The sequence below is a fragment of the Burkholderia sp. BCC0044 genome, assembly GCF_902832955.1.
Taxonomy (GTDB): Bacteria; Pseudomonadota; Gammaproteobacteria; order Burkholderiales; family Burkholderiaceae; genus Burkholderia.
The window spans coordinates 20,885-45,029 of record NZ_CADFDO010000001.1 but is presented as its reverse complement, the minus strand read 5'-3'; the positions used below and the strand labels follow the sequence as shown (position 1 = coordinate 45,029).

20 protein-coding genes and 2 pseudogenes are annotated in these 24,145 nt (G+C 66.8%); 8 read left to right on the top strand and 14 right to left on the bottom strand.

What is annotated here, in order from left to right:
• Positions 1-165 precede the first annotated feature (165 nt).
• A complete protein-coding gene (locus HWX14_RS00170) occupies positions 166-1,086 on the top strand; it encodes a glutamate/aspartate ABC transporter substrate-binding protein (RefSeq protein WP_175881078.1) in 921 nt (306 codons plus the stop codon).
• A 21-nt stretch (positions 1,087-1,107) separates the two neighbouring features.
• Here HWX14_RS00170 and HWX14_RS00165 read toward each other — a convergent pair whose 3' ends face one another.
• Positions 1,108-1,863 carry a 4'-phosphopantetheinyl transferase superfamily protein gene (locus tag HWX14_RS00165; protein ID WP_175881077.1) on the bottom strand — a complete coding sequence of 252 codons (756 nt, stop codon included), beginning with the start codon at positions 1,861-1,863 and terminating at the stop codon, positions 1,108-1,110.
• Positions 1,864-1,990: 127 nt separating this feature from the next.
• A complete protein-coding gene (locus tag HWX14_RS00160) occupies positions 1,991-3,031 on the bottom strand; it encodes an alpha/beta fold hydrolase (protein ID WP_175881076.1) in 1,041 nt (346 codons plus the stop codon).
• 332 nt (positions 3,032-3,363) lie between these two features.
• Here HWX14_RS00160 and HWX14_RS00155 point away from each other — a divergent pair, with 332 nt between their 5' ends.
• From HWX14_RS00155 to HWX14_RS36700, 3 genes are all read left to right on the top strand, one after another.
• Positions 3,364-4,305 carry a LysR substrate-binding domain-containing protein gene (locus HWX14_RS00155; protein WP_175881075.1) on the top strand — a complete coding sequence of 314 codons (942 nt, stop codon included), beginning with the start codon at positions 3,364-3,366 and terminating at the stop codon, positions 4,303-4,305.
• A gap of 166 nt (positions 4,306-4,471) precedes the next feature.
• A complete protein-coding gene (locus HWX14_RS00150) occupies positions 4,472-5,704 on the top strand; it encodes an MFS transporter (protein WP_175881074.1) in 1,233 nt (410 codons plus the stop codon).
• Positions 5,695-5,817 (top strand): hypothetical protein, encoded by a 123-nt coding sequence (locus HWX14_RS36700; protein ID WP_279611795.1) that lies wholly within the window; start codon positions 5,695-5,697, stop codon positions 5,815-5,817. The genes HWX14_RS00150 and HWX14_RS36700 overlap by 10 nt, the downstream gene beginning before the upstream one ends.
• A gap of 22 nt (positions 5,818-5,839) precedes the next feature.
• On the opposite strand, the gene HWX14_RS00145 is transcribed toward HWX14_RS36700, so the two are convergent.
• Complete coding sequence (locus tag HWX14_RS00145) at positions 5,840-7,318, bottom strand: deoxyribodipyrimidine photo-lyase (RefSeq protein WP_175881073.1); 1,479 nt, start codon at positions 7,316-7,318, stop codon at positions 5,840-5,842.
• 335 nt (positions 7,319-7,653) lie between these two features.
• Complete coding sequence (locus HWX14_RS00140; protein ID WP_175882323.1) at positions 7,654-8,634, bottom strand: acetyltransferase; 981 nt, start codon at positions 8,632-8,634, stop codon at positions 7,654-7,656.
• Between the two features lie 267 nt (positions 8,635-8,901).
• On the opposite strand from HWX14_RS00140, the pseudogene HWX14_RS00135 reads away from it, so the two are divergent.
• From HWX14_RS00135 to HWX14_RS00125, 3 genes and pseudogenes are all read left to right on the top strand, one after another.
• Positions 8,902-9,101: pseudogene (locus HWX14_RS00135) on the top strand (helix-turn-helix transcriptional regulator); the annotation flags it as partial.
• Positions 9,102-9,337: 236 nt separating this feature from the next.
• On the top strand, positions 9,338-10,705 hold the full coding sequence (locus tag HWX14_RS00130) for an MFS transporter (RefSeq protein ID WP_175881072.1): 1,368 nt from the start codon (positions 9,338-9,340) through the stop codon (positions 10,703-10,705).
• Positions 10,692-11,738, top strand: coding sequence for a beta-propeller fold lactonase family protein (locus HWX14_RS00125; protein ID WP_175881071.1), 1,047 nt, complete (start codon positions 10,692-10,694; stop codon positions 11,736-11,738). Before HWX14_RS00130 ends, HWX14_RS00125 begins: the two co-directional genes overlap by 14 nt.
• Before the next feature lie 85 nt (positions 11,739-11,823).
• Here the strand turns inward: HWX14_RS00125 and HWX14_RS00120 are convergent, their stop codons facing one another.
• On the bottom strand, positions 11,824-12,861 hold the full coding sequence (locus HWX14_RS00120; RefSeq protein ID WP_175881070.1) for an AraC family transcriptional regulator: 1,038 nt from the start codon (positions 12,859-12,861) through the stop codon (positions 11,824-11,826).
• Between the two features lie 226 nt (positions 12,862-13,087).
• Between HWX14_RS00120 and HWX14_RS00115 the strand changes: the two genes are divergently transcribed.
• Positions 13,088-14,197: a fatty acid desaturase gene (locus HWX14_RS00115; RefSeq protein ID WP_175881069.1), complete on the top strand. Its 1,110-nt coding sequence runs from the start codon at positions 13,088-13,090 to the stop codon at positions 14,195-14,197.
• Between the two features lie 29 nt (positions 14,198-14,226).
• Here HWX14_RS00115 and HWX14_RS00110 read toward each other — a convergent pair whose 3' ends face one another.
• From HWX14_RS00110 to HWX14_RS00070, 9 genes and pseudogenes are all read right to left on the bottom strand, one after another.
• The gene (locus HWX14_RS00110; RefSeq protein WP_175881068.1) at positions 14,227-14,847 is read right to left on the bottom strand and encodes an HAD family hydrolase; all 621 of its coding nucleotides are present in this window, start codon (positions 14,845-14,847) and stop codon (positions 14,227-14,229) included.
• Between the two features lie 60 nt (positions 14,848-14,907).
• Positions 14,908-15,510, bottom strand: a complete 603-nt coding sequence (locus HWX14_RS00105) for a hypothetical protein (RefSeq protein ID WP_244130152.1) — start codon at positions 15,508-15,510, stop codon at positions 14,908-14,910.
• Positions 15,511-15,569: 59 nt separating this feature from the next.
• A pseudogene (locus HWX14_RS00100) lies at positions 15,570-15,785 on the bottom strand (virulence factor); the annotation flags it as partial.
• 95 nt (positions 15,786-15,880) lie between these two features.
• Positions 15,881-16,144, bottom strand: a complete 264-nt coding sequence (locus HWX14_RS00095) for a PAAR domain-containing protein (RefSeq protein WP_175881067.1) — start codon at positions 16,142-16,144, stop codon at positions 15,881-15,883.
• 9 nt (positions 16,145-16,153) lie between these two features.
• On the bottom strand, positions 16,154-17,509 hold the full coding sequence (locus tag HWX14_RS00090; RefSeq protein ID WP_244130151.1) for a virulence factor: 1,356 nt from the start codon (positions 17,507-17,509) through the stop codon (positions 16,154-16,156).
• Between the two features lie 122 nt (positions 17,510-17,631).
• Entirely contained in the window at positions 17,632-19,893 is a 2,262-nt protein-coding gene (locus HWX14_RS00085; RefSeq protein ID WP_175881065.1) for a hypothetical protein, read from the bottom strand.
• Positions 19,894-19,916: 23 nt separating this feature from the next.
• Positions 19,917-22,694 carry a type VI secretion system tip protein VgrG gene (locus HWX14_RS00080; RefSeq protein WP_175881064.1) on the bottom strand — a complete coding sequence of 926 codons (2,778 nt, stop codon included), beginning with the start codon at positions 22,692-22,694 and terminating at the stop codon, positions 19,917-19,919.
• Positions 22,695-22,866: 172 nt separating this feature from the next.
• A complete protein-coding gene (locus HWX14_RS00075) occupies positions 22,867-23,346 on the bottom strand; it encodes a hypothetical protein (RefSeq protein WP_244130150.1) in 480 nt (159 codons plus the stop codon).
• Between the two features lie 45 nt (positions 23,347-23,391).
• The gene (locus tag HWX14_RS00070; RefSeq protein WP_175881063.1) at positions 23,392-24,021 is read right to left on the bottom strand and encodes a LysE family translocator; all 630 of its coding nucleotides are present in this window, start codon (positions 24,019-24,021) and stop codon (positions 23,392-23,394) included.
• Positions 24,022-24,145 lie beyond the last annotated feature (124 nt).

The window sequence follows — 24,145 nt, the reverse complement described above, 5'->3', positions numbered from 1 at the left end:
TCGGAACTTGTCTAGACAACCCGTTTTTCAATATTCCGACCTCGGGAGTTTCCCTGATGTCCGGCGCGGCCCGTCGGGCCGGACCGCCGGATCGGGCGCTTAACATGTGTTGCAATTATTTTGTCTTTGGCAACATACGAATCATCACCCGCCACGGAGACCGTCATGCCCTTCCCGTCACGCTTCGCCGCCCGCGTGGGCCGCCCTCTGCTCGTCGCCGCGTGCGCGCTCGCGTGCGGCGTATCCGTCGCCGCCGAGCCGCTGTCCGGCACGCTCGACAAGATCCGGCAGGCCAACCTGATTTCGCTCGGCCATCGCGAAACGTCGGTGCCGTTCTCCTATGTCGACGCGGGCGGCAAGGTCATCGGGTTCTCGCAGGACCTGTGCGACCGCGTGATCGCCGCGGTGAAGGCGCGCACCGGCAAGCCCGACCTGCAGGTGCGCTTCATTCCGGTCACGTCGCAGAACCGCATTCCGCTCGTGCAGAACGGCACCGTCGATCTCGAATGCGGCGTGACGACCAATCTCGCCGCGCGCCATGCGCAGGTCGCGTTCTCGACCACCTTCTTCGTCGCGACGACGCGCCTGCTCACGCGCACGAGCTCGGGCATCCGCGACTTCCCCGATCTCGCCGGCAAGACGGTCGTGACGAACCAGGGCACGACGTCCGAGCGCCTGCTGCGCAAGATGAACGAGGAAAGGAAGATGGGCATGCAGATCATCAGCGCGAAGGACTACGGCGAAGGACGCCTCACGCTCGAATCGGGCCGCGCGGCCGCGTACATGATGGACGACGTGCTGCTCGCGGGCGTGCGCCAGCTCGCCGCGAAGCCGGCCGACTGGCAGCTCGTCGGCACGCCGCAATCGTCGGAAGCCTACGGGTTCATGCTGCGCAAGGACGATCCGCAGTTCAAGGCGCTCGTCGACGGCGTGCTCGTGCAGCTGATGAAAAGCGGCGAGATCAACGCGCTGTACGACAAATGGTTCATGAAGCCGGTGCCGCCGAAGGGGCTGTCGTTCGACTTCCCGATGAGCGACGTGATCAAGGCGCGCTACGCGGCGCCGAACGACGCGCCGCTCGAGTAAGCGCCGCGCGTCGCGCCCGGCCTACGCGCGCGTCCACGCGACGCATGCCGCGTAGCCAGGCGCCGCGTCGAGCCACGCCGCGTCGAACGCCGCGACGCCGGCGGCGGGCGCAGTCGGGTCGATGATCGTCGTCGCGGGCGTCGCCGCATCGCGCGGCGGCACGACCGCGAACGCGCGCAGCCCGCCGACGATGCCGGTGCCGATCGCCTTGAGCAGCGCCTCCTTCGCGGACCACACGCGCATGAATTCGCCTTCGCGCGCGCCGGGCAGCAGGCCATCGAGATACGCGACCTCGGCGGGCGCGCACACTTCGCGCGTCAGCGCGCGCCAGTCGGTCGCGCGGTTGCAGCCCTCGATATCGACGCCGACGCGCCCCGCCGGCGCCCACGCGATCAATGCATGATCGCCCGCGTGCGACACGTTGAAGTCGAGCGACGCGCGATGCGCAAGGTCCAGCGACGGCCGCCCCGCTGAGTCGACGACGATCTCGACCGCGTGCGGCGCGATGCCGAGCGCCGCGCCGAGCACGTCGCGCAGCGCGGCGCGCGTCGCGGCGCTGCGCACCGCATCCTCGTGTCGCAGGAAGCGTGCGGCGCGGGCGCGCTCGCCGTCGCTCAGCGACGCATACGCGGGCGACACGAGCGGCACGCGCCAGTCGAAATCGACGCGCGCGATCCGTACGCCGGCGCGCGCCGCGGCGGGCGGCGCGTCGAGCGCATGCACGCGCCACGCACGGGGCGTTTCAACGGGAGAAGCGGAATCGGGTGGAATGGACATCGGCGCGCGGCAGCCTGTGCGGTGGAGCGAAACGTCCGATGTTAATCGATCGCGGCGGCGTGCGGCCGGCTGCTGCGGCAGGCTCGTGACGCGAACGAGGCTGCGCGTCGCGCTCGCATACGCTCGATCACCCGTTCGCGGCCCTGCCCGGCACGCCGCTCCCCGTCACGCGCCCGCGCGACGCCGGGTGCAGCGCATGCACGACGCCCGGCGCATCGGCCGGCAGCACGCCGTGTTGCAGCCAGTACAGCGCGACGGGCCACAGCGTGTCGGTGAAGCGGCTGTGGAAAAACGCGAAATGGCCGATCGCGTCGACGCCGATGTCGGCCGGCGCGATCCGCAGATGCGTGACGTTGCTGCCGGTGTAATAGCCGACCAGCCGCTCGATCGCGTCGACCGTGCCGAACGCGTCGTCGTCGATGCCGATCGCGAGCATCGGCGCCGACAGCCCCGCGAAGCGCGCGGGTAACGCGGCGCGGCTCGCCGCGCCGTCGTCGAGCACGCTGCCGATGTAGCCGTCCTCGAAACGCGGCCGCGAACGCGCCCACGACAGCGCGATGCCGCGCGGCGTGTCCTCCATCCAGCCGAGCCGTTTCGCCGGCACGTAGCCGAACACGGCCGCGAGCGCCGGCATCGCGACATGCCACTTCCACCACATGCGGCGCCGCTCGGCCGGCAGATAGTCGCGCCAGTACGCGTATTGCGCGCCGACGGTCACCACATGCCGCACGTGCACGTTCGACGCCGCGAGGCCGAGCACGCAGCCGCCGATGCTGTGCGCGACCACGTCGAGCGGCTGTCCCGGGAACGCGTCGCGCGCGTAGTGCAGCGCGGCGTCGCAATCGAGCCGCCCCCAGTCGAGCCAGTTCGCGCGCAGCTTCGCTAGCCGCGCCGGACGCGACCCGCCGATGCCGCGATAGTCGTAGACGAGCACGTCGCGCCCCTGCGCGAACAGCCAGGCCGCGAAACGAAAGTAGTAATCGCAGCGCACCGACGTCGCGCAATTGACGACCGTCACGGGTCGCACCGCGCCGCCGCCGCGATGGCGCCAGACGTGGCCACGCAGTTCGTAGCCGTCGGCCGCGCGCAGCGTCACGGGTTCGGGCGGCAATGCGCCCGCCGCGCGACTGTCCTGCGCCGCGTCGTTTTCCTCGTTCGAAATCGTCATCGTGTCTCCTGTCGGTCCGAGTTAGCGCTTCAGCGCTTACTCGGACCCCATGCATAGCTGTCGACCCCAGTTAGCGCTTTAGCGCTTACTGGGGTCCCATGCATAGCTGTCGGTCCGAGTTAGCGCTTCAGCGCTTATTCGGACCCCATGCATAGCTGTCGACCCCAGTTGGCGCTTCAGCGCTTTACTGCGGTCCCATGCATCGCGGTCGACCCAGTTAGCGCTTCCGCACCCACTCGGCCCCCTCCTCCGCGATCAGCCAGCCTCCATTGAACTTGACGCGTGCCGCGTTCTCAACCAATCTTGCTGCTCCGTTCGCATGAGTCACGCGCATGTCAACGCCACTCGTCCGTCTCCCGTCGCTCGATCTCGTCCGCGGTTTCGTCGCCGTCGGCCGCCGCATGAGCATCACGCTCGCCGCGCAGGACCTGTGCGTCACGCAGTCGGCGGTCAGCCGCCAGGTCCATGCGCTCGAAGCGCATCTCGGCGTCGCGTTGCTGCAGCGCGGCTACCGGAAGATTTCATTCACGCCGGAAGGCGAACGACTGTTCCGCGTCGCCGACGCGGCGCTGCACGGCCTGCAGGACACCGTCGCGTCGCTCGCCGCCGCGCGCGAGCGCCAGCCCGTGACGATCACCGCCAGCATCGGCGTGACCGCGCTATGGCTGCTGCCGCGGCTCGGGCGGCTGCAGGCGCGCCTGCCCGGGATCGACCTGCGCGTCGCCGCGAACGACAAGGTACTCGATTTGCGCGCGGAGGGCATCGACCTCGGCATCCGCTACTGCCCGCGCGAGCGCGCGCCGGCCGGCGCGCTGCGCCTGTTCGACGAGATCGTCGTGCCGGTCGCGCATCCCGCGCTCGCCGCGCGGCCGGTCACGAGCGCAGCCGCGATCGCCGATCACGTGCTGCTCGAATTCGACGGACCGCCGCAACCGCAGTTGCAATGGCACGCGCACCTGCACGCGGCCGGGCTCGGCGACGCGCGCCCGAAAGGCGTGCTGCGCTTCAACCAGTACGACCAGGTGATCCAGGCCGCGATCGCGGGCCAGGGCATCGCGCTCGGGCGGCTCGCGCTCGTCGCGCCGATGCTCGCCGACGGCCGGCTCGCGGTGCTCGGCCCGCACACGCAGACGCTGTCGCAGACGTACGGCTACTGGCTGTTCCAGCACGATCCGGCCCCGCGCCGCGAAGTCGCCGACGTGCGCGACTGGATGCTCGCCGAAGCAGCCGAATGCGATGCGGCGATGCACGCGCACGATACGACGTCGGCCTGAGCCGGCGGTGCGGATGCGCGTGATCGCAGGCAATCGCCGTCGCCCCCTTCGCATTCCCGTCACGCATGCCAACCTGACCGAATGATCGCTTGAGCGACGGCCGCTCCGCTCGTCTAATCGGATCGAGCGCGGCCGTTTCGCCGCGCGCCTTCATCCGGAGACACGCATGACCCCGATCGAGCAGGAAGTCCGGCGCCGCTGGCTGCCCGTGCTGGCAGGCGGCCTGATCATGGGCGCCGCGCTCGGCATCCGCCACGTACAGGGCCTGTTTCTCGCGCCCGTGTCGCTCGACCACGGCTGGTCACGCGAGGCGTTCGGGCTCGCGCTGGCGCTGCAGAACCTGATCTGGGGCGTCGCGCAGCCGTTCACCGGGATGGTCGCCGACCGCTTCGGCTCGGTGCGCGTGATCGTCGCCGGCATGCTGCTGTACGCGGCCGGGCTCGTCACGATGGCGCAGGCGGCCACGACCGGCCTGTTCACGGTCGGCGCCGGGCTCGTGATCGGCGTCGCGCTGTCGGGCTCGGCGTTCGCGTCGATCTACGGCGCGCTGAGCCGCCTGTTCCCGCCCGACCGCCGCGGCTGGGCGCTCGGGGTCGCCGGCGCGATCGGCGGGCTCGGCCAGTTCTGCATGGTGCCCGTCGCGCAGGAACTGATCGGCGGCATCGGCTGGCAGCACGCGTTCATCGCGCTGGCGCTCGTCGCCGCACTGCTCGCGCCGCTCGCCGTGGCGCTGCGCGACCGGCCCGCGCAGGCGGCCGGCGCCGCCGCCGGCCCCGACCAGTCGATCGGCGAAGCCGTGCGCGAGGCGTTCGCGCATCGCGGCTTCTGGCTGCTGAACGCGGGCTTCTTCGCGTGCGGCTTCCAGCTCGCGTTCATCGCGACGCACCTGCCCGCGTACCTGCTCGACCACGGGCTGCCGGCACGCCATGCGAGCGTCGCGCTCGCGCTGATCGCGCTGACCAACGTGGCCGGCACCTATGCGTGCGGCCATCTCGGCGGGCTGTTGCGGCGCAAGTACGTGCTGTCGGTGCTGTACCTCGTGCGTGCGCTCGCGATGGCCGCGTTCGTCGCCGCACCGCTGTCGCCCGCGAGCGTCTACGTGTTCGCGGCCGTGATGGGCTTCACGTGGCTCGGCACGGTGCCGCTGACGAACGGCGTGATCTCGCAGGTGTTCGGCGTGCGCTACATCGCGACGCTGTTCGGCTTCGTGTTCTTCGGGCACCAGCTCGGCAGCTTCTTCGGCGTGTGGCTCGGCGCGCTCGTGTACGACGCGACGCACTCGTACATGCCGCTGTGGATCGGCTCGATCGCGCTCGGCGTGCTCGCCGCGCTGCTGCACCTGCCGATCGACGATGCGCGCGTCGCGCGCCCGGCATCGGGCCACGCGGCATGGGCATGATCTGCGCCGCGCTGGCCGCCGGCACGCTCGCGTTCGTCGCGTGGTGCGGCGCGGCCTACTTCGATTCGGGCGTCGCGTACGCGCTGCTCGAACACGTCGCGTTCTGCAATTGATGCGGCAAACCGGCGCGTGCGGTCAGCGGCGCTTCGGCAACGCGGCCAGCGCATCGAGCGCACGGGCGCGCGCGGCCGCATGCTCGACGAGCGGCGGCGGGTAGTCGACGCCCAGTCGCACCCCAGCCGCTTCGAGCGCCAGCGGCGACGCTTCCCACGGTGCATGGATCGCCGCGTCGTCGAGGCCGGCAAGCTCGGGCATCCAGCGCCGCACGTACGCGCCGTCCGGATCGAACTTCTGCCCCTGCGCGACCGGATTGAAGATGCGGAAATACGGCGCGGCGTCGGCGCCGCAGCCGGCCACCCATTGCCAGCTCGCCGCGTTGTTCGCGGGATCGGCGTCGACGAGCGTGTCGCGGAACCACGCTTCGCCCGCGCGCCAGTCGATCAGCAGATGCTTGATCAGGAACGACGCGACGACCATCCGCACGCGGTTGTGCATCCAGCCGGTCGTCCACAGCTCGCGCAGGCCCGCGTCGACGAGCGGATAGCCGGTCCGGCCGCGCTGCCACGCACGTAACGCGGCGGGATCGTCGCGCCACGGCATCGCGTCGAATTGCGCGCGGATGTTGTCGGTCGCGAGCGCCGGGAAGTGGTACAGCAGCGTGTAGCTGAATTCGCGCCAGCCGAGCTCGCTCAGAAACTTGTCGGCGTGCGCCGCGTACGCCGCGCCGCCTGCGTTCGCGGCGCCCTGCACCGCATGCCACACCTGTCGCGGCGACACGTTGCCGAAGCGCAGGAACGGCGACAGCCGGCTCGTTGCACGGCGGTCGGGACGGTCGCGCGCATCCGCATAGCCGGCGAGCGAGGTCGTCAGAAACGTGTCGAGCTGCGCGAGCGCGCCGGCTTCGTCCGGCGCCGGCCACGCATCGCGCAGGCCGCCGGCCCAGTCCGGCGCTTGCGGACGCAACGCGAGTGCGTCGAGCGCCAGCGCGCGGTCGCGCACGGCTTGCGGCCATGGATGAAACGCGATCCGCTCGGGCGCCGGCAGCGGCGCGGCCACCATGCGGTCGCGGCGCGCCGCGCGCCAGTACGCGGTGAAGACCTGGTACGGGCCGCCGCTGCCCGTCAGCACCTCCCACGGCTCGTTCAGCAGGCTGCCGTTGCTGCTCTCGACCGTCACGCCGCGCGCCTTGAGCGATGCCTTCAGCGCCGCGTCGGCGTCGCGCTGCGGCTGCGCATAGCGGCGATTCCAGTACACGGCCGCCGCGCCCGTGTCGCCGACGACACGCTCGATCTCGCGCTGTGCGTCGCCGCGCAGCAGCAGCAGGCGCCCGCCGTGACGCGCGAGCGCCGCGTCGAGCCCGGCCAGCGACCCGTGCAGCCACCAGCGCGCCGCGCCGCCGAGCGCGGGCCCGGCGCCGGCGCCCGTATCGTCGACGAACACGCAGACGAGCGGCCGGCCGGATTCGACCGCGCGCGTCAGCGCGGGCTGATCGGTCACGCGCAGATCGTCACGGAACCAGACGATCGCGGGAGCAACGGACGGCGGGGCGGACACGGGCAGGCACCTCGATGGCGAAAGCAGAAGGAGACGCGTATTGTCGCGGCTGCGCTGCACGGTGTCGACGCCGGCCGTCACGGTCAGCACGCCATGGAGACACCGTGTGCGACCGTACGGTGCGCTTCAATCCGCTTCAATCCGATGGAAGTCGCGCTGCCGAACGACCGGACGCACGCACGGAATGTTTCTCTGACTGTGTTGCGCGTCGACCGGTTCATGCACACCGCGCACGGCCGACACAACGCCGAACGCATCGAGTCGCGCTGCGGTGGCCCGACGGCCCGACCGTGCCCGCCAATGCGCGCGGCTGATCCGGTCAACGATGCATCGCGTCAATCGAGCCGGAACGCAGCCTCGAAGCGCTCGGCAAACGCATCGAACTCGGCTTCCGGCAGGTGGTTGATGCCGCCGGCGCACTTGCGCCCGCCGCCGGTCGCGAAGCCGCGGCAGAACTCGTCCGCGCCGATCGGCCGGCCGTCGGGCACGCGTACGCTAACGACCAGCCCGCCGCCCGCGCGCGGCGACAGCACCGCGAGCGCCGCATGCGGCGCGTCGCGCATCCGCTCGTTCGCGAGCATGCCCGTCGCGCGCCGCGCCCACGGCTGATCGGGCATCCGGAGCAGCGTCGCGCCCGGCACCTCGCGCAGCGGCGCGAGCGCGCACGCATGCGCCATGTCGTCGCGGTAGCCGTCGCGCAACGCGGCGAACACGGCCGTCTCGCGCACGAAATCGAGCGGATCGACGCACGGCAGCATCGCGTCCGCGAGCGCCGCCGGATCGAAGTGCAGATCGCCGACGCATTCGCCGTACGCGTTGTAGTTCAGATAGCGGCCGAGTTCGGCGAGCACGCACCGCTCGGCTTCGTCGATGCCGTGCTCGCGCGCCAGCGCATCGCCGAGCGCCGGCAGCTCGTCGCCGAATGCCGCGACGATCGCCCAGCGCACGTACCGGCCACCGAGATGGCGGTTCACGATCGCGCTCGTGCAGACGTCGGCCGCCATGTCGATATGCGCGTCGAAGCGCGGATGGTCGGGCAGCTCGCCGGCAAAGTGATGGTCGAAGTAACGGACCGTCGCGCCGTCGCGCAGCAGCCGCGCGCACGCGTCGCGGTTCTGGTCGTGCGACACGTCGAGCACGGTGACGATGTCGCCCGCGCCCGAGTCGATGCGCTCGAGCAACCTGATGTCGCGCTTCACGCCAGTCACGAGCGTGCCGTGCACGCGTTCCGCGAGCCGCAGTTGTTGAAGGGCGCACAGGCCGTCCGCGTCGCCGTTGAACGCGAAGACGTGCCGCGCGTACTGGTTGTCCTGCATGATCCGTTGCTCCATCGTCAAGGCATGAAATCGTCGCCGTTCGTGTCGAGCGGCGAGCGGCGAGCGGCGTGCCCGTCGCCGCGTTCGCATGGTCGCATGCGGGGCGCCGCGCCGCACGCGCGCCATCGTGCCGAACACGTCGGTCTCGAACACCGCGCGCCAATCGTCGAGATCGGCGCGGCCTCCACCCGCTCCCTCCAGCCACGTATATCGTGCCCGAAGGCGCTGTTCGCGAGCGCGTCGATCCGCGCCGAAGCGCGCGACGGCCTGTTCCGGCTCATGCCGACGGAGACCGGAATCGCGCTGCCGCGGGGTTCGACGGGCCGACGCTCGACGAAGCAGCGGCCTCGACCGGCATCCCGAAGCGCCCCTCAGGTGCGCACCTGCACGGCATCTTCGCGAAAACGGGCGCGACACGGCAAGCCGTGCTCGTGAAGACGCTGCTCGACGGCGCCGTGTCGATGGCGGGGTACCCCGTGCCCGCGGCCGGCATGACCTCACTTCATGTCATACGTCATCTGACATGACAGAACGACGAGACGATCATGCAAGTCTCCCCAAATTTTGAACAATTCTCGGGTAAACCCGCGACGTCATCACCGACACACCGGCGTACCATGTCATACGACGACATACTACATAGACCGCCACCCAGACGCCGACGCAGGCTGCCGCCCCGTCCGCCGCCCGACCGGAGACACCCTTGAACCCGCCCTCGTCCGCCCTGCCCGGCCGCGACCCGCTCGCGTCCGCCGTCTCGAAAGTGAAGTGGCACGTGCTGCCGCTCGTGCTGATCATGTTCATCGCGAACTACATCGACCGCGTGAACGTCGGCTTCGTCGATCGCCATCTCGAAGCGTCGATCGGCATCGGCGCAGCCGCGTACGGGCTCGGCGCCGGGCTGTTCTTCGTCGGCTATGCGCTGTTCGAAGTGCCGTCGAACCTGCTGATGCAACGCTACGGCGCGCGCATCTGGCTCGCGCGGATCATGGCGACGTGGGGCATCGTCGCGGCCGCGATGGCGTTCGTGTGGAACGACACGTCGTTCTATGCGCTGCGCTTCCTGCTCGGCGCGGCGGAGGCCGGCTTCTTCCCCGGCGTCGTGCTGTACCTGTCGCAGTGGCTGCCGCCGCAGGAACGCGGCAAGGCGATGGCGATCTTCCTCGGCGGCTCCGCGTTCGCGTCGGTGCTGTCCGGGCCCGTCACCGGCGCGCTGCTGTCGATCCGCGGCTTCGGCCTCGCGGGCTGGCAGTGGATGTTCCTGATCGAAGGGCTGTTCTCGGTCGCGCTGTGCGGCGCGAGCTGGCTGCTGCTGAAATCGCATATCCGCGACGCGACGTGGCTCACCGCCGAAGAACGCACGGCGCTGCAGAATGCGCTCGACGACGAGCGCGCGACGCGCGACGTCCGATCGAACGTGCCGGTGCGCGCGACCACGCTGCTGCGCGATCCGCAGATCATGCTGTTCTGCTTCCTGTACTTCTCGATCCAGCTGACGATCTACGCGGCCACGTTCTGGCTGCCCACCATCATCCGCAAGATGGGCGGCCTCACCGATTTCCAGGTCGGCCTGTACAACACGATTCCGTGGATGATCGCGATCGGCGCGATGTACGGCTTCGCGGTGCTGTCGTCGAAGTGGAAGCATCCGCAGCGCTGGCTCGCGTGCGCGCTCGTGCTCGCCGCGTGCGGGCTGTTCGCGTCGACGTCGCACGATCCGGTGTGGTCGTTCGCGTCGATCTGCTTCGCCGCGCTCGGCTTCAAGGCCGCATCGTCGCTGTTCTGGCCGATCCCGCAGGGCTATCTCGACACGCGTGTGGCCGCGGCCGTGATCGCGCTGATCAACTCGATCGGCAACCTCGGCGGCTTCGTCGCGCCGACGGCCTTCGGCTATTTGAAGCAACATACGGGTTCGATCACGGGCGGCCTGTATGCGCTCGCAATCGCTTCGCTCGTCGCCGCGGTCGCCGCGCTGTTCGCGCGCACGCACCGGCGCAGCGATCCGCCGCGCGGCCGGCCGGCCGACGAATCCCTCACGCACGCCTCGATGCTCCGCCATGCCGAACACTGACCGCCTGACCGTCGTCGTCTCGAATGCCGTCGACGGCGACCTCGCCACCTTCTCCCTCGCCGGCGACGGCACGCTCGCGCCGCTCGCCCGCTATCCGGCCGCCGACGTCGCGATGCCGATCGCCGTGCAGGCCGATCGCGCGCGGCTCTACGTCGCGACGCGCGGCGAGCAGCCGACGATCGTCGCGTTCCGCGTCGCCGCCACGGGCGCGCTCGTGCGTATCGGCACGACCGCGATCGACGCGAGCCATGCATACCTGTCGCTCGATCGCAGCGGCCGCTGGCTGCTCGGCGCGTCGTACGGCGGAAGTTCGCTGAGCCTCTACGACGCCGCGCGCGTGCGCGACGGCGACGGCACGCCGCTGCAAGTCGCGGGCGGCATCGCGAACGCGCACGCGGTAATCGTGTCGCCGGACAACCGTTTCGCGTACGTCAGCTCGCTCGGCTCGGACCGCGTGTTCGGCTTCGCGCTCGTCGAGGACGCCGCCGGCCTGCGCGCGGTCGAACACGGCGAAACGCGCGTGCCGGCCGGCTTCGGCCCGCGTCACCTGCGGTTCGCGGATGACGGCCGCACGCTCGTCGTCGTCAGCGAATTCCAGGGAACGCTCGCGACCTTCGCCCGCGACATCGACACCGGCAGGCTCGGCGATGCACACGTGAGCGCGCGCCACCCGGCCGTCGCCGAACTCGCGCAAGGCCATGCGCGGCCGCCCGCGCCCGCCGAACCGTCGGTGTGGGCCGCCGATCTGCACCTGACGCCCGACGAGCGCTTCGCGTACGTCAGCGAGCGCACGTCGAGCCGGTTGCTCGGCTATCGCCGCAACCAGGACGGCACGTTCGAGCCCACCCACGCGACACCCACCGAAACCCAGCCGCGCGGGTTCGCGATCGATCCGTCGGGACGCTGGCTCGTCGCCTGCGGCGAACAGTCGGAGCATGTGGCCGTGTATGCGATCGCGCCGGACGACGGCGCGCTGTCACTGCACACGCGCGTGCCGGGCGGACGCGGTGCGAACTGGATCGAGATCGTCTGACGGGCTGAAGGTTTGAGGGTTTGAAGAAGCTTCCGCGCCTGCGCGGGAACCGGCACGCCGATGCGGGTGCGGCGCTCAACAACGTTCAGCGCCGCTCGCTCGGCGCAACGCCCGTCCAGCGCTTGAACGCGCGCGTGAAATTGGCGCGATCCGTATACCCGACACGCGCCGCGATCTCGTCGACCGGCAACCGCGTGCCTTCGAGCAACCGCAGCGCGTCGCGCAGCCGGATCTCGTCGAGCAGCGCCGAATAGGTCGCGCCGTATTCGGCGAGCTTGCGCTTGAGCGTGCGCGCCGACACATGCAGCTCGCGCGCGACGTCGTCGACCGACGGATAGCCGCTCTCACCGCAGATCAGCAGGTTGCGCACGCGCTCGACGATGCTCTCCGCATAGCCGAGCCGCGCGAGTTCCGCCTCGCACTGCTGGACGATCATCTGCGCGGTCTGCGCGTTCGCGGTGCCGATCGGCTCGTCGAGCAGCGCGGCGTCGCAGCGGATGCGGTTCGCGCTCGCGTCGAAATGGCAGCGCGGCAGCCGCGCGCGATAACGCTCGAACCACGGCGGCTCGGGCCATTCGAAATGGAGTTCGGCACGCGACTGCAGCGTGCGCCCCGGCGTCGGATACAGCAGCGAATTGAACAGGATCGCGGTTTCGACCAGAAAGTTTTCCACCGCGAACTGGCGCAGCCGGCCGAGCGGAAACGCTTCGAGCACGTCGATGTCGACGATGCCGTCGAGCTGCGCGAGCCGCACCGAGAAAAACGGCACGCGCGTCGGCAGGTAACGGATGCCGAGCGCGATCGCCTCGCCGAGCGTCGCGCAGCTCATCAGCCCGAAGCCGATCAGCCCCGCTTTCGTCAGGCTGCTGCGCAGGCCGATCTCGATCGCGATCGACGGATCGCCGGTCGCGTCGAGCAGGTTGAACACGATCGCCGCCTGCTGCAACGGCGTGATGCGCGCATCGGGCTGCGCGAGCCGGTCGCGCTCGACGCCCGAGCCGGCAAGAATGCGGCCGCCGTCGATGCCGCGCTCCTCGGCCAGCATCAGCATGAACAGCGCATACGCGGACGACACCGTCGCCTTGTTCAACTGGCGCGCGGCATCCGGAACGGACAAGGCCATGCGGCGAACTCCCGAGCGGTTTCGGCGGATTGTAGCGTCGCTGGCCCGCAATGACACCACGGCGGCACTCTAGCGGGCCGACATCCGCGGGGGCACCCGCCCGCGGGCCAACGTGGCCCGAAATGACACCATCATTGGCACCGACGGCCCTCGCCTGCGTTCGGGCACGCGCCTATGCTTGTCACATCGGCATTGCGCCCTACTCTTTCCGCCTGGACTCCGCTCGATGAGCCAACCTGCACGAACCGCCTTTCGCCACGACGCAGACAAGGTCGCGTACGTCCGCCGCGAGGTCAACGCCGCGAGCGACGCGATCCGCGCGCGCTTTCCGCTGCTCGACCGCCAGAACCTCGTCGGAGGAACCGTGATGGCCGTGTCGGTGAGCGCGATGCTCGCGATCGCGTGGCTGTATGCGCGCGGCGCGCTCGCGTGGTACGTCGCGCTGCCGCTCGCCGCGTTCGTCACGTCGCTGATCCACGAGCTCGAGCACGACCTGATCCACCTGATGTATTTCAAGAAGACGCCGTGGGCGTATCACCTGATGATGGCGCTGTGCTGGCTCACGCGGCCCGGCACGATCAACCCGTGGACGCGCCGACGCATGCATCTGCATCATCACAAGGTGTCGGGCGGCGAATCGGATCTCGAGGAATACGGCATCACCAACGGCGAGCGCTGGGGCGTGAAGCGTCTGCTGATGATCGCGGACGGCATGCTCGCCGTCGTGCTGCGGCCGGCCGCGATGCGTCGCAAGGTGAAGCAGTACGTGGCCGCGCAGCCGGTGCAGGATCCGTCCGAGCGCCTGCAGTTGCGTGTCGAGCAGGTGTCGTCGTACATGCCGATCGGTCACCTGTACTACACGCTGTGGCATGCGTTCATCGTCTATCACGTCGGCCTGTTCGCGCTGCATGCGTTCGGCCATGCGCCGAGCGTGCCGGCGATCGTCGAGCGCGGGATGCGCGTCGTCGATTTCCTCGCCGTCGTGTGGCTCGGGCCGAACTTCTTGCGCAGCTTCTGCATCAACTTCGTCAGCTCGAACATGCACTATTTCGGCGACATCGATTCGCGCAACGTGATCCAGCAGACGCAGGTGCTGAACCCGTGGTGGATGCTGCCGTTCCAGTTGTTCTGCTTCAATTTCGGCAGCACGCACGCGATCCATCACTTCGTGGTGCGCGATCCGTTCTACATCCGCCAACTGACCGTGCGCCGTGCGCATGCGGCGCTGCGCGAAGTCGGCGTGCGCTTCAACGACGTCGGCACGTTCGCGCGTGCGAATCGCTGGGGCGGCTATCGTCCGCCGCACGGCACGCGCAACGCGCCGGCCGACGCGTAACGGCGGCGGCGCGCCGCATCAGCGCTTCGTCAATCGCCGATCGGCGGCATCGGCCCCTGCCCGCGGATCCACGACCAGTTCGCGAGTTCGGCCATTTCTTTGTCGCCGCGGCTGTCGCCGTACGCGAACAACTGCTTCGGCGGCCGGTTGCCCCACCATCCGCGCAGCCGCACGACCTTCTGCGGCCCCCAGCAGTTCTCGCCGTCGAGCCGCCCGGCGAAAACGCCGCGCTCGAACGCGAGCCGCGTCGCGAGCACCGCGTCGAAGCCGGCCGTCTTCGCCCACTTCTCCAGATACAGCGACGGCGACGCGCTGACCAGCACGACTTCATGCCCGCGCGCGCGATGCTCGCGAATACGCTCGAGCATTTCGGGACGCACGAGCCTCGGCAGATAGCCGTCGACGAACCTGCGCGCGTGCGCATCCAGCGCGTCTTCGCGAATCGGCCCGAACGCGAACGACGCGAACTTCGCCTTCGCGTCGCCGCGCGACAGCAGCCCGGCCTTCATCGCGACGATCCACGGCAGCGCGCGCAGCCCGGCCCATGCGAAACGCGGCGTGCCGACCGCCTGGCGGACGAAATGGCGAAAGCTGTCGGTAGTCGTGATGGTGCCGTCGAAATCGAAGGCGGCGACGATGCGGTCGGTCATGGAGAATCGGGGGAAAGCGATGAGATGCCCGGGAAGATAGCAGACTCGCGGCCGCGCACGCTAAACCGTATGGCCCGACACGAGCCCGCGCGCGCCGAAGCACGTGCAGGCGGATCGTTCGCTCAGCGTTGCGGCCGCGGCCAGCGCCGCCGGCAGCACGACGTTCATCAGGTGATCGGCACGCGACAGCAGGTCGGTCACGCGCTCGTCGAGCCCGCGCAGTTGCGCCGGCTGCATCCGGATCTGCTGGACAGCCTGCCCGACGATGTTGCGGCGGTCGAACAACGTGCGCTCTATGCCTGCATCGTCCGGCGCCCGCACGACGTCCGACACCGCGCTCAACGCCGCGAGCACGACCACGAGGTTCTCCTCCGCATGGCGGACCTTCGCGGCGAGCTCCTCGGTACGGCGCGGGAAAAATCCGAGCGACTGCTTCAGCGCGCCGAACGCCGCGCGGTAGTCGACGTCGCTGGACGCCGCACCGAACCAGCGTTCGAACATGCCGGCCTTGCGCGTCGCCTGCACGAGCATCCCGGCCATCATGTCGGCCGCGCCGAGTTCGTTGAATTCGCGTGTCGTCGCGGCGACGGCTTCAACCAAGTTGCCGGCCGTCTCCAGCGCGCCGTCGCCGATCGTCGCGACCGTCGCGAGCTTCAGCGGCATCAGTTGCCGGATATGCCGCTCGATGCGCGGCGCGTAGTCGGGATAGAGATTCGGAAAGCTGTCCGGACCATATCGTCGTTGGCGTTCGGTTTGACTAACCCAAGCGTCCACAGCAATTGCCACTCGGTCGGATAGTCATGACGCCGCAGCGGATTGAGCCATTCAAGTCCGACAGCCGGGGCAACAAACGGCACAGCAGGCACACCTTCGACAGATTGCGCCGATGTGGCGCTCGTCTCGGTCCGCAACGGCGGCCCCGACAAGAGTGTTGCCATGACGATCGAGACGCACCCGATGCGTCTCGCAAGTGTGAAGCAGTGCAGGAATAGTCCCGATCGAACCGGCCAATCGAGCACGCCGGTCCGGTAATTCATTCCCGTCCGGACGACGCGAGACTCGAAATCAACGTCGCACCACACGACGTTTTGTGGCCATCGAATGCGGCCGGTTTCCCGTCGACGATGACCTGCGGATCGCCTTCGGCGATAAAGCAGGCCTGATGGCCCGCGACCGGACAAACACACGTATCACCGAGCCGCGCGACCGGCCGCCCCATCACTTCGCTGACTGTGCTGCCGGTCACGACCTGACCGCCGTGGCTCGTTGCGTCGCCGACTCGAATGATTCCGCGCATGCGCGCTCCTTATTCCGAATAGCCTTGCGATGCCGGACGCGCGTCGTGACGGCGCCCCCACCACGGCAAGTACGCGTTGTTCTCGCCGCGTGCGCGGAACCAGTCCTTGCCGGCGTCGATCGGCGTCAGCTTCGAAGGCGCGACGACGACGACTGCCGTCGGATGCTCGGTGTCCGTTGTTCCGGCTACGAGCACATTTCCACCGAGGTGATTCGCTCGTCCGATCGCCAGCGCCACATCGGTCAGCGCCGCGCCAGCGCCCATGTCTCCGAGTAGTGCGGATGTATTGAAGGTCTGCGTACGGAAATCGTATTCCGGCAGTACTTCCGTCAGCGTCTGCGACAGTGAGGCAATTCGCGTCGATGCAGCATCGCTGCCCTTGCCCGCGTCGTGCACGATGTAATTCACCGACGACACCGGCACGCCTGCATTACTCGCCGCCGCATCGATCGTCGACTTCCACGCCTGCACCGCGCGGCTCGCGCCTTGCTTTGCCTCGAAATCCTTGACGTTGCTTCGTGCAGCCTTGCCGATCCAGGCCAGCGGCTCACGCTCGGTCTTCAAGTCGGGGCCGGCGAGAAACAGCACCACCATGTTCTCGTTGATCTGTTCGTCGTTCGGCGGGAAGCTCGGTGCATCCCAGTTCATCACCCACGCGCTTTTGTCGGGGTGGGCGGCCAGATAGTCGAGTGCCGCATTCAGCGACGTGAAGCCGGCATTCCCCTGCCCCGATGTCACGTGCACGTCCGGCGGTGTGTCGTGGCTCCATAAGTTTTTGGCGGACGGATTTCCTATTTCGAAGAAGTTAACAATCTGATCTCGCAAATGTGACGACGCCAGCCCAGGATCGAGTCGACCAGAGGGAATTGCCAGCTCGATATGCATGCCAGCCAATTCTCGCCACTTCTTCTGGCTATCCGCGCTAACCGTGTAAAAATAATCCTCATTCGTGAAATATCGAGTCCGGAAAAGTACCAGCAGCTCATTGATATATTTCTTATAGAATCCGGAAAATGATTCACGCCCCCGGCGGCCATCGGCCACGATAGAAATCGGTTGCAATGTTGAATATTTTTTAGGATTGACCCGAACCATGTCATCGTTGACATTCGGCTTTACTAGGCCGAGTGTCCATAATATCTGCCACTCGGTGCTGTAATCCTTGCGCTGCAGCGGGTTCATCCAGCCAAGCCCGACGACCTGAGCAACGAATGGTCTGGACGCCCCGGCTCCGGTAATTGGAGCCGCCTTCTCGTTCAATGAAGCCGCAACTGCTCGCGGCCCCGCAATCACCGTTGCAAATGCAAATACCATGATTGCCACAAGTCCTGGAACCAGGACTAACCGCTTCATCAGAGTTCCCATGCTCAACAACGCTCCTGTCCCGTCATCAGACGAAACCAATATCAAAACCGATACACCCAGCGCAAGAAGCAATGCACCGCCGGCGACTCCGGCTCGACGCGGCCATGTAGCGATGGCCGATCTCATAAATTGCCTCCAAGCTTCAGGAAAAATCCACCATCTCTTTCGTCGTGTATCTTGGAAGGCATTTTTGCATGATCATCCTTAACGACCCAATCTTGCAAAAATAATTTTTCACACTTTCCAGTTATAATATATTCTGCCATCTTACCATTTTGGCCCTCATCACCCAAACTATTGGCAAATCGCCAATCGGCCTGAATCCTGATTTCTTCAAAATCCATCTCGGTCAGATAGCAAAGCCCAATTGCAACATCATAAGCCAACGCCTTTTCAGCATGGTCCTTGTTGGTCATGATGGTCGAATGGTTGGTGGGGTTATTCTTGTCCCCGCCGTTCAGAATCTGAAATATCTCCTTGTTCCGCCATTCGGTATAGTCAGCACTCGCGGCCCCCGGATTGTCCTCCCCGACCACATTTCCTCCCTTGTCGACCCAGCGACGATTTCCGGATCTCCGCGCTTCCATGCGAAGAATCGAATGATCCTCATACCGCTGCGCAGCCTCGGACGCCGCATCCCCCTGCGCTTTCAGCGCATCACCCTCAGTCTTGAACTTTTCCGACTTCGCATCGAAGTTGTCATATGGATCGTCATCGCGCTTGTTCTCTTTCTTGGCGTCACGCCCAGCCGACGGCGGATCGTAGCTCTCGTTGAAGCGCCCTTCCTCAATCGGTTTCCCTTGCGCATCGCAAGCACCCGATGGTTTGCCGTAGCGCAACGCCTGCGGGAGGAAGCGCGTTTCTTTATCGAGCATCGGTGCCGTAATCGGGATTTCCCAGTCTTTTGGCGGATCCTCATTGACCGGCATGTTCGTCAAATTGAACAGATAGAAGGCCGGGCTCGTTGCAATCGTGAAAAACTTCGCGATCCACCCTTCATTGGAATGCATGCCTCGTCCAAGACCATACCGCGCAGGTGGTGATGGCGGATACCAGAAACCTTCCTTCTGGTTCTTGTCCTTGCGCCAGTCATCCTGCCAATACCGATAGAGCTTGTTCTCTCCGCCGACCTCGAAATTCGACGCGAACACGCGTTGCGAGAAAACACCCCACGCGTTCGTCGCACTGATCTCGTCGACACTCATCCCGCGCCAGCCGATTCCCTGAACGGTCAGGGCAGAAATGACCTGATCGTGCGGGCAACAGTACAGCGTCACCCTCCCGTAGGTGTTTTTCTGGTGCAACCCGTGCGCCTCCCGGTCCTTGGCTGCGCTATACGGTTTGCCGCCGTTCTTCGACGGTCGTGCGTTTTCCATTGCCCGATCGAGATCCTCCGCGGGCATCTCGAGATCGGCCCGCGCACGCAGGATATCGAAGTACGCCCTCAGCGTTTCCTTGCGCGCGACATAGGTTTCGCGCCCCACGTGCCCGTTCTTGTCGCGCACCCCGCGCTGGGCCCATGAGTCGGTCATGTTGGCTTCGACGAGACTGTACGGGGGATTGGCGAGAACATAGGTATCGGCGACGCAGCGCCCTTTCTTGCCCCATTGATCCGTCACCTCGGGCAAGCGGTCTCCAAGGAATGCAGCGGCAAGGCCGATCATGTTTCCCTGGCTATGGCATACGATCGTGATCGGCGCGTCGGCCTGTCGCTTGCGGATCGATTCGACCAGGCGTGCAAGCCTCAGAGCACCAAGCACGCCGTAAGTGCGCGGTGGCGTGGAGTAGATCTTTCGATTGCCGATGCCATTCATGTGCTGGACGGTCAGCCACAGAAAAAGCCGATCGTTCAACCCGTCGTTCCACAGATCCGGCAGACTCGAACACCCGCCCGCGAACGGGCCGCCGCCCCAGTAATTCTTCTCGTTGAGCATGATCTTGTCGCCATACTCCTTCAGCTCCACCGCATTCGCGGCATAGCCCCACCGAAAGTGAATGACAGGCGAAAAGGACGGATCGGGCTTGATGTACGTCCGCGACGACATGTCCGGATTCAGGAAACCGTCTGGCGTCAGGCTTTCGATATAGCTGACCGGTGTCATCTGCCCGGCCACCGGCCCCCAATGGAACAGCTGATCGTCATAACGCCCCATGCGCCGGTTCAATCCGGCACACAGCCCCTGCTCGGCTTCCTTGAACCATTCCCCTTCCGAGTTCACCCCGTGCACGAAAATGACGACGCCCGGCAGCGGCATCTGCATCACGCACTCGAGGTCGTTGCGGTTGAACAGCGTCGTCCCCAGTCCACCGCCCACCGAAGTCTGCGACGGGTCGTCCGTCGACGGTTGCCCGCCCGGGTTCTGCGCAAAGTTGTAGTTGAACATGTTGTTTTTCTTGAAGACTCAGCTCAGGTTCTCGACTTGAAAAAGCGAACCGCCAATTGTTCGAACTGATCGCTGCTGACCGGCGCCAGCTTGCCTTGCGCGTCGGTCTTCCCCTTGATCAATTCGCCCGATGCCTTTCGCACCTCGGCTTCCATGCCCTCGACCGGCTGCCCGTCAGTGGCCCGGACCAGCTTCGGCACCCGCCCCAGCGAACCTTGGTCGAACTTCGGAAAATCGGCGCTCATGCTCGCCGGCCCGGCCCACGTATGCGACGCGGACTTGACGGTAAAACTCCCCGGACACCCGAGCTCGATATCACCGCCATGCAGCTTCAGATACGCGCCGCCCGACGTCACGAATACGACCTGCTCGCTGGCCATGCCCGCGAGCTTGCCGCCGCCCGCCGTCATCTGGATGTTCTTCGCCGAATCGATCTGCGTGTCGTCGTTCTGGCTCTGCAGCGCCACCTTCCCCTGGTTGGCGATCGCCGACACGCCTTCGCTGTGCGCGAACATCGCCACGCCATGCCCGGCCTGCAGGTTGATCCGCTGCCCGCTCGTGTACTGCAGATGGTTCTGCGCGACGACATCGACGTTGCCGCCCGCATGGGTCGTCACGGTCTTCGGCGTCGCCATGCTGATGCCGGCCGGCGCGGTGATGCCGATCGCGGCCATCGACACGCCTGGCGATTCGCCGCCGCCAGATGCCTCGCCATTCGGCCAGCCTTTCACCGTGGTCATGAGCGCATCGTGCGGCTGCGTATCCGGCGCCACGCCCTGATGCTGGCCAGCATAGTCGCCGAGACTCTTGAACAGCTCGACGCATTCCTGCATCAACTGCAGATACTCGTCCCGCGCGAGGTGGCCGTCACTCGCGCGCAGCCGTTCCCAGGCCGAAATCAGCATCGCCTTGCCACTGCGAATCGCCACGTGCGCATCGCTGCGCAATTCGGCGCCTTCGCCGCGTGCCGCCCCCTGCCCATTGTCGCGTGGCTGCGTCAGATAGCCGAGGTTCAGCTGACTGTACGCATGCTCGCTCGCCAACTGGCTGCTGATCTGCCCGGGCGTATCGTCGAAGCGGATCTGGTTGTACCGCTGCCCCTTGATTTCCTTCGTCTTCGTGCCGGAAAGATAGCGGTTGCCCGGCAGCGCGCCGGTATGACTGAAGGTCGCCGGCATGTTCGGCCCATTGGCCAGCACGCCCATCACGACCAGCCGGTCCGGATCCCCGCCGATATGACCGATCAGCACCTCCATGCCGACGCGCGGCAACGTATTCGCGCCGAAACTCGGCCCGGCGAGCGCGCAGGCGACGCGCACCGGCGCGCTGTCGGACGGTGTGCCGCTCGTACCGGCACCCTGTGCGTGCGCATGATCGTCCGCGCTCAGCCCCTGGATCCGCACCCGGATGCGGCCCATTTCATCGCAGAACACCTCCTCGCCCTCGGGGCCGACGACGACGGCCGTCATCGGATGCACGGGCGGCAGGTCGACGTGGGGATCGTAGGCCGGCGTCAGGGGCACGCCGCGCCGCACGCACGAGAACGTATTCTCGTAGCGCCTGTCGCTTTCGTCGCCCGACTTGCCGCTCACGTTGGTCGGCACCGCGTTGAACAGCACGCGGCTTGCCGCGAACAGCGATTGTGCGCGCTCGTTCAGCTCCTTCGGCAGGTTGTTCCGCACACAATGATGAAGCGACGTGACGACAAACTGTCGCTGTTCGGCCGGCAACGTGTCGAGTTGCGGATGCTCTGCGAGCGCAAACCAGTGGCCGACGGCCAGATCACGCACATTGCTCACGCCGTCGACGGATTCGGCACGCAGTTCATGCGCCAGCATCCGGTCCTTGCCGATCCGGTCGAGATCGGACGACGAATCCCCGGCGTGCGGGATATCGATGACGACGTCGGCCAGCAAATGCCCGAGATCGTTGCCGCCGTCGCCCTGATCGACGATCGTCGCCTGCTCGGTTTGGGACATCCGGCCGCTCTTGTAGTCCCAGGTCGGCCGGACGATCTTGCCCGGGATCAACCGGCGGCTCGTCGCCCACAGCGTGATCGAGTCACGCTCTTCGGTGGCGGCGTCGCGATGGTAGCGGATGGTGCCGGCCGCCGTCTCCGGCAACTTCATCGGGTCGTCGGCAAAGACGAGTGTATGAACCGGCGTGTCGTGCGCATTGCCGCTCGCCCGCTCGCCGGCCTTGCCCGCCTTGACGAATACGGTCGCCCCGTCCCGCCGCAACAGCCGCCGGATGAAGTGCGCGTCCGACTCGTTGACCTGCCGCGTGAGTTCACGCGCCGGATAACGTTCGGTTTGCAGACCGGACAAGTCGAACTCGAATGCGCCCGCCAGTGCCGAGCTGCGCTGGCGCCATTCCCGAAGCAGCACACCCAGGATGTCGGGCAGGCTCTTGGACCGGAACAACCGCGAATTGGTCCGCCGCTCCATCACGGACAGCACGTCGCGAATCGTCAGCTGGTAGCAGGTCAGTGAACCGTCCGATTGTCCGGTGCGAACGTCGGTGACGATGCCGTTGATGGTATGGAGACGCCCGCGATCGGTCGTCATCTCGACGGAGACCGGCAGCCCGATGAAGCTGCGGATCGGAAGATCGGCCCGTGCCGACACGCAGGTCAGATGCCCCTCGATGCCCGTCATCAAGCCTTCGCGGATATCGGCATACTGAAGCGCAAGCACCTGCTCGAGCGTTTTCTGGGCGGGCCCCCAGTTCATGCGCACCGGCCGATTGTTCTGATCGACCACCCCGGACGCAAATGCGCGTAGCAATTCGGCTGTATTCACAGCGTGACTCTCAGGATTTTGTTTGACTTCGTTATTCGGCGAGCAATCACGCCCGCTGGTCCGTCCTGGGAGTGCCGCCCGTCTGGTTTTCGGCGAGCATAGCAAATTTGTCGGATGGGTGACGGCTTTTTGACAGGATTTAGAATCCTTTTTGTCAAGCGCCCAACTGGACTCAACGGTTCACATTCTTTCGAACCGGGTCGGTCCCATCCCTTGCTCCTCGATCGTCGTCCCGGTGTCGTTCCCGTACGCGACGCATGCCGAGCCGAGGCCGAATCAACGGCACCGCCCGATCACGGATCGTGAAATCCCATCGTCCGTCGATACCGACGAACGTCGCGCTGAAATGCCGGTCGTCGGCCCACGTCAACGCGTCCAGATGACACGACGCATACATCGCACCGACCGTGCGCTGCGCGAGCACTTTCCGCAACGCCTTCGACACGAGCGTGAACGTGACGGCTTCCTCGAACGGGCAGTCGTAGTCGGTAACGAGCAGATACGCGGCCGGCGTCTCGAACTGGCGCAGCAGCGCGTAACCGGAAACGGCAAGACCGGAGCGCAGGCCATCCACGAGCACAGCCGTGCGCGCCGGCCACGCTTCATACGGCCCGTCATGCGTTGCGAGCGCGAAGCGCTCGACCGGCTTCATCGCCGCTCTGCCTTCGGCGTACTGCTTCCTCGCTCCATCACCGTGTCAATGCGCAGCCTTCCGATACAGCGCAACGTACCCCGCGAGCATCAGCAGCAGCGATCCGCTGACCCGGTTCAGCCACTTCTCCCCTGCCGCCTTCCATACGCGGACCGAATGCACGCCGAGCAGCGCGTAACCGGTCATCCCGATCGCGTCGATCGTGACGATCGTCGCCGCGAGAATCGCGTATTGCGGCGCGATCGCCTGCGACCGGTCGACGAACTGCGGCAGCAGCGCGGACATGAACAGGTAGTACTTCGGGTTGCTCATCGCGACGAAGAAGCTCTTCAGAAAGGCGCTCCGGCGATCGGGCGTCGCGGGCACGCGTGGCTGCGCAGCCGCGGCCCCGCCGTTCGACATCAGCATCCGGATGCCGACATACGCGAGCCACGCCGCGCCGAGCAGCTTCAGCGTCACGAACGCCGTTTCCGACGCGTCGAGCAGCACGCCGAGGCCGAACCCGACCAGCGCGACGAGCACGACGTCGGCGCTGACCGCGCCGAGCATGCCGACCATCGCATGACGCAACCCGTAGCGCGAACCGTTGCTCATCGCGAGCAACACCGTCGGCCCGGGCGTCGCGACACCGACGGACAGGATCAGCGCAAAGGCGAGCAAGGCGGAGAGCGACATGGCGTGGTGTTCCTTTTGAAGATGGCGATGCGCACGGGCAGCACCGGCACGACCGACCCGGCAGACCGCAACCGGTGCGCACGGTTTGTTACGACGAATGCGGGCTTCGCATGATCGCATGTTC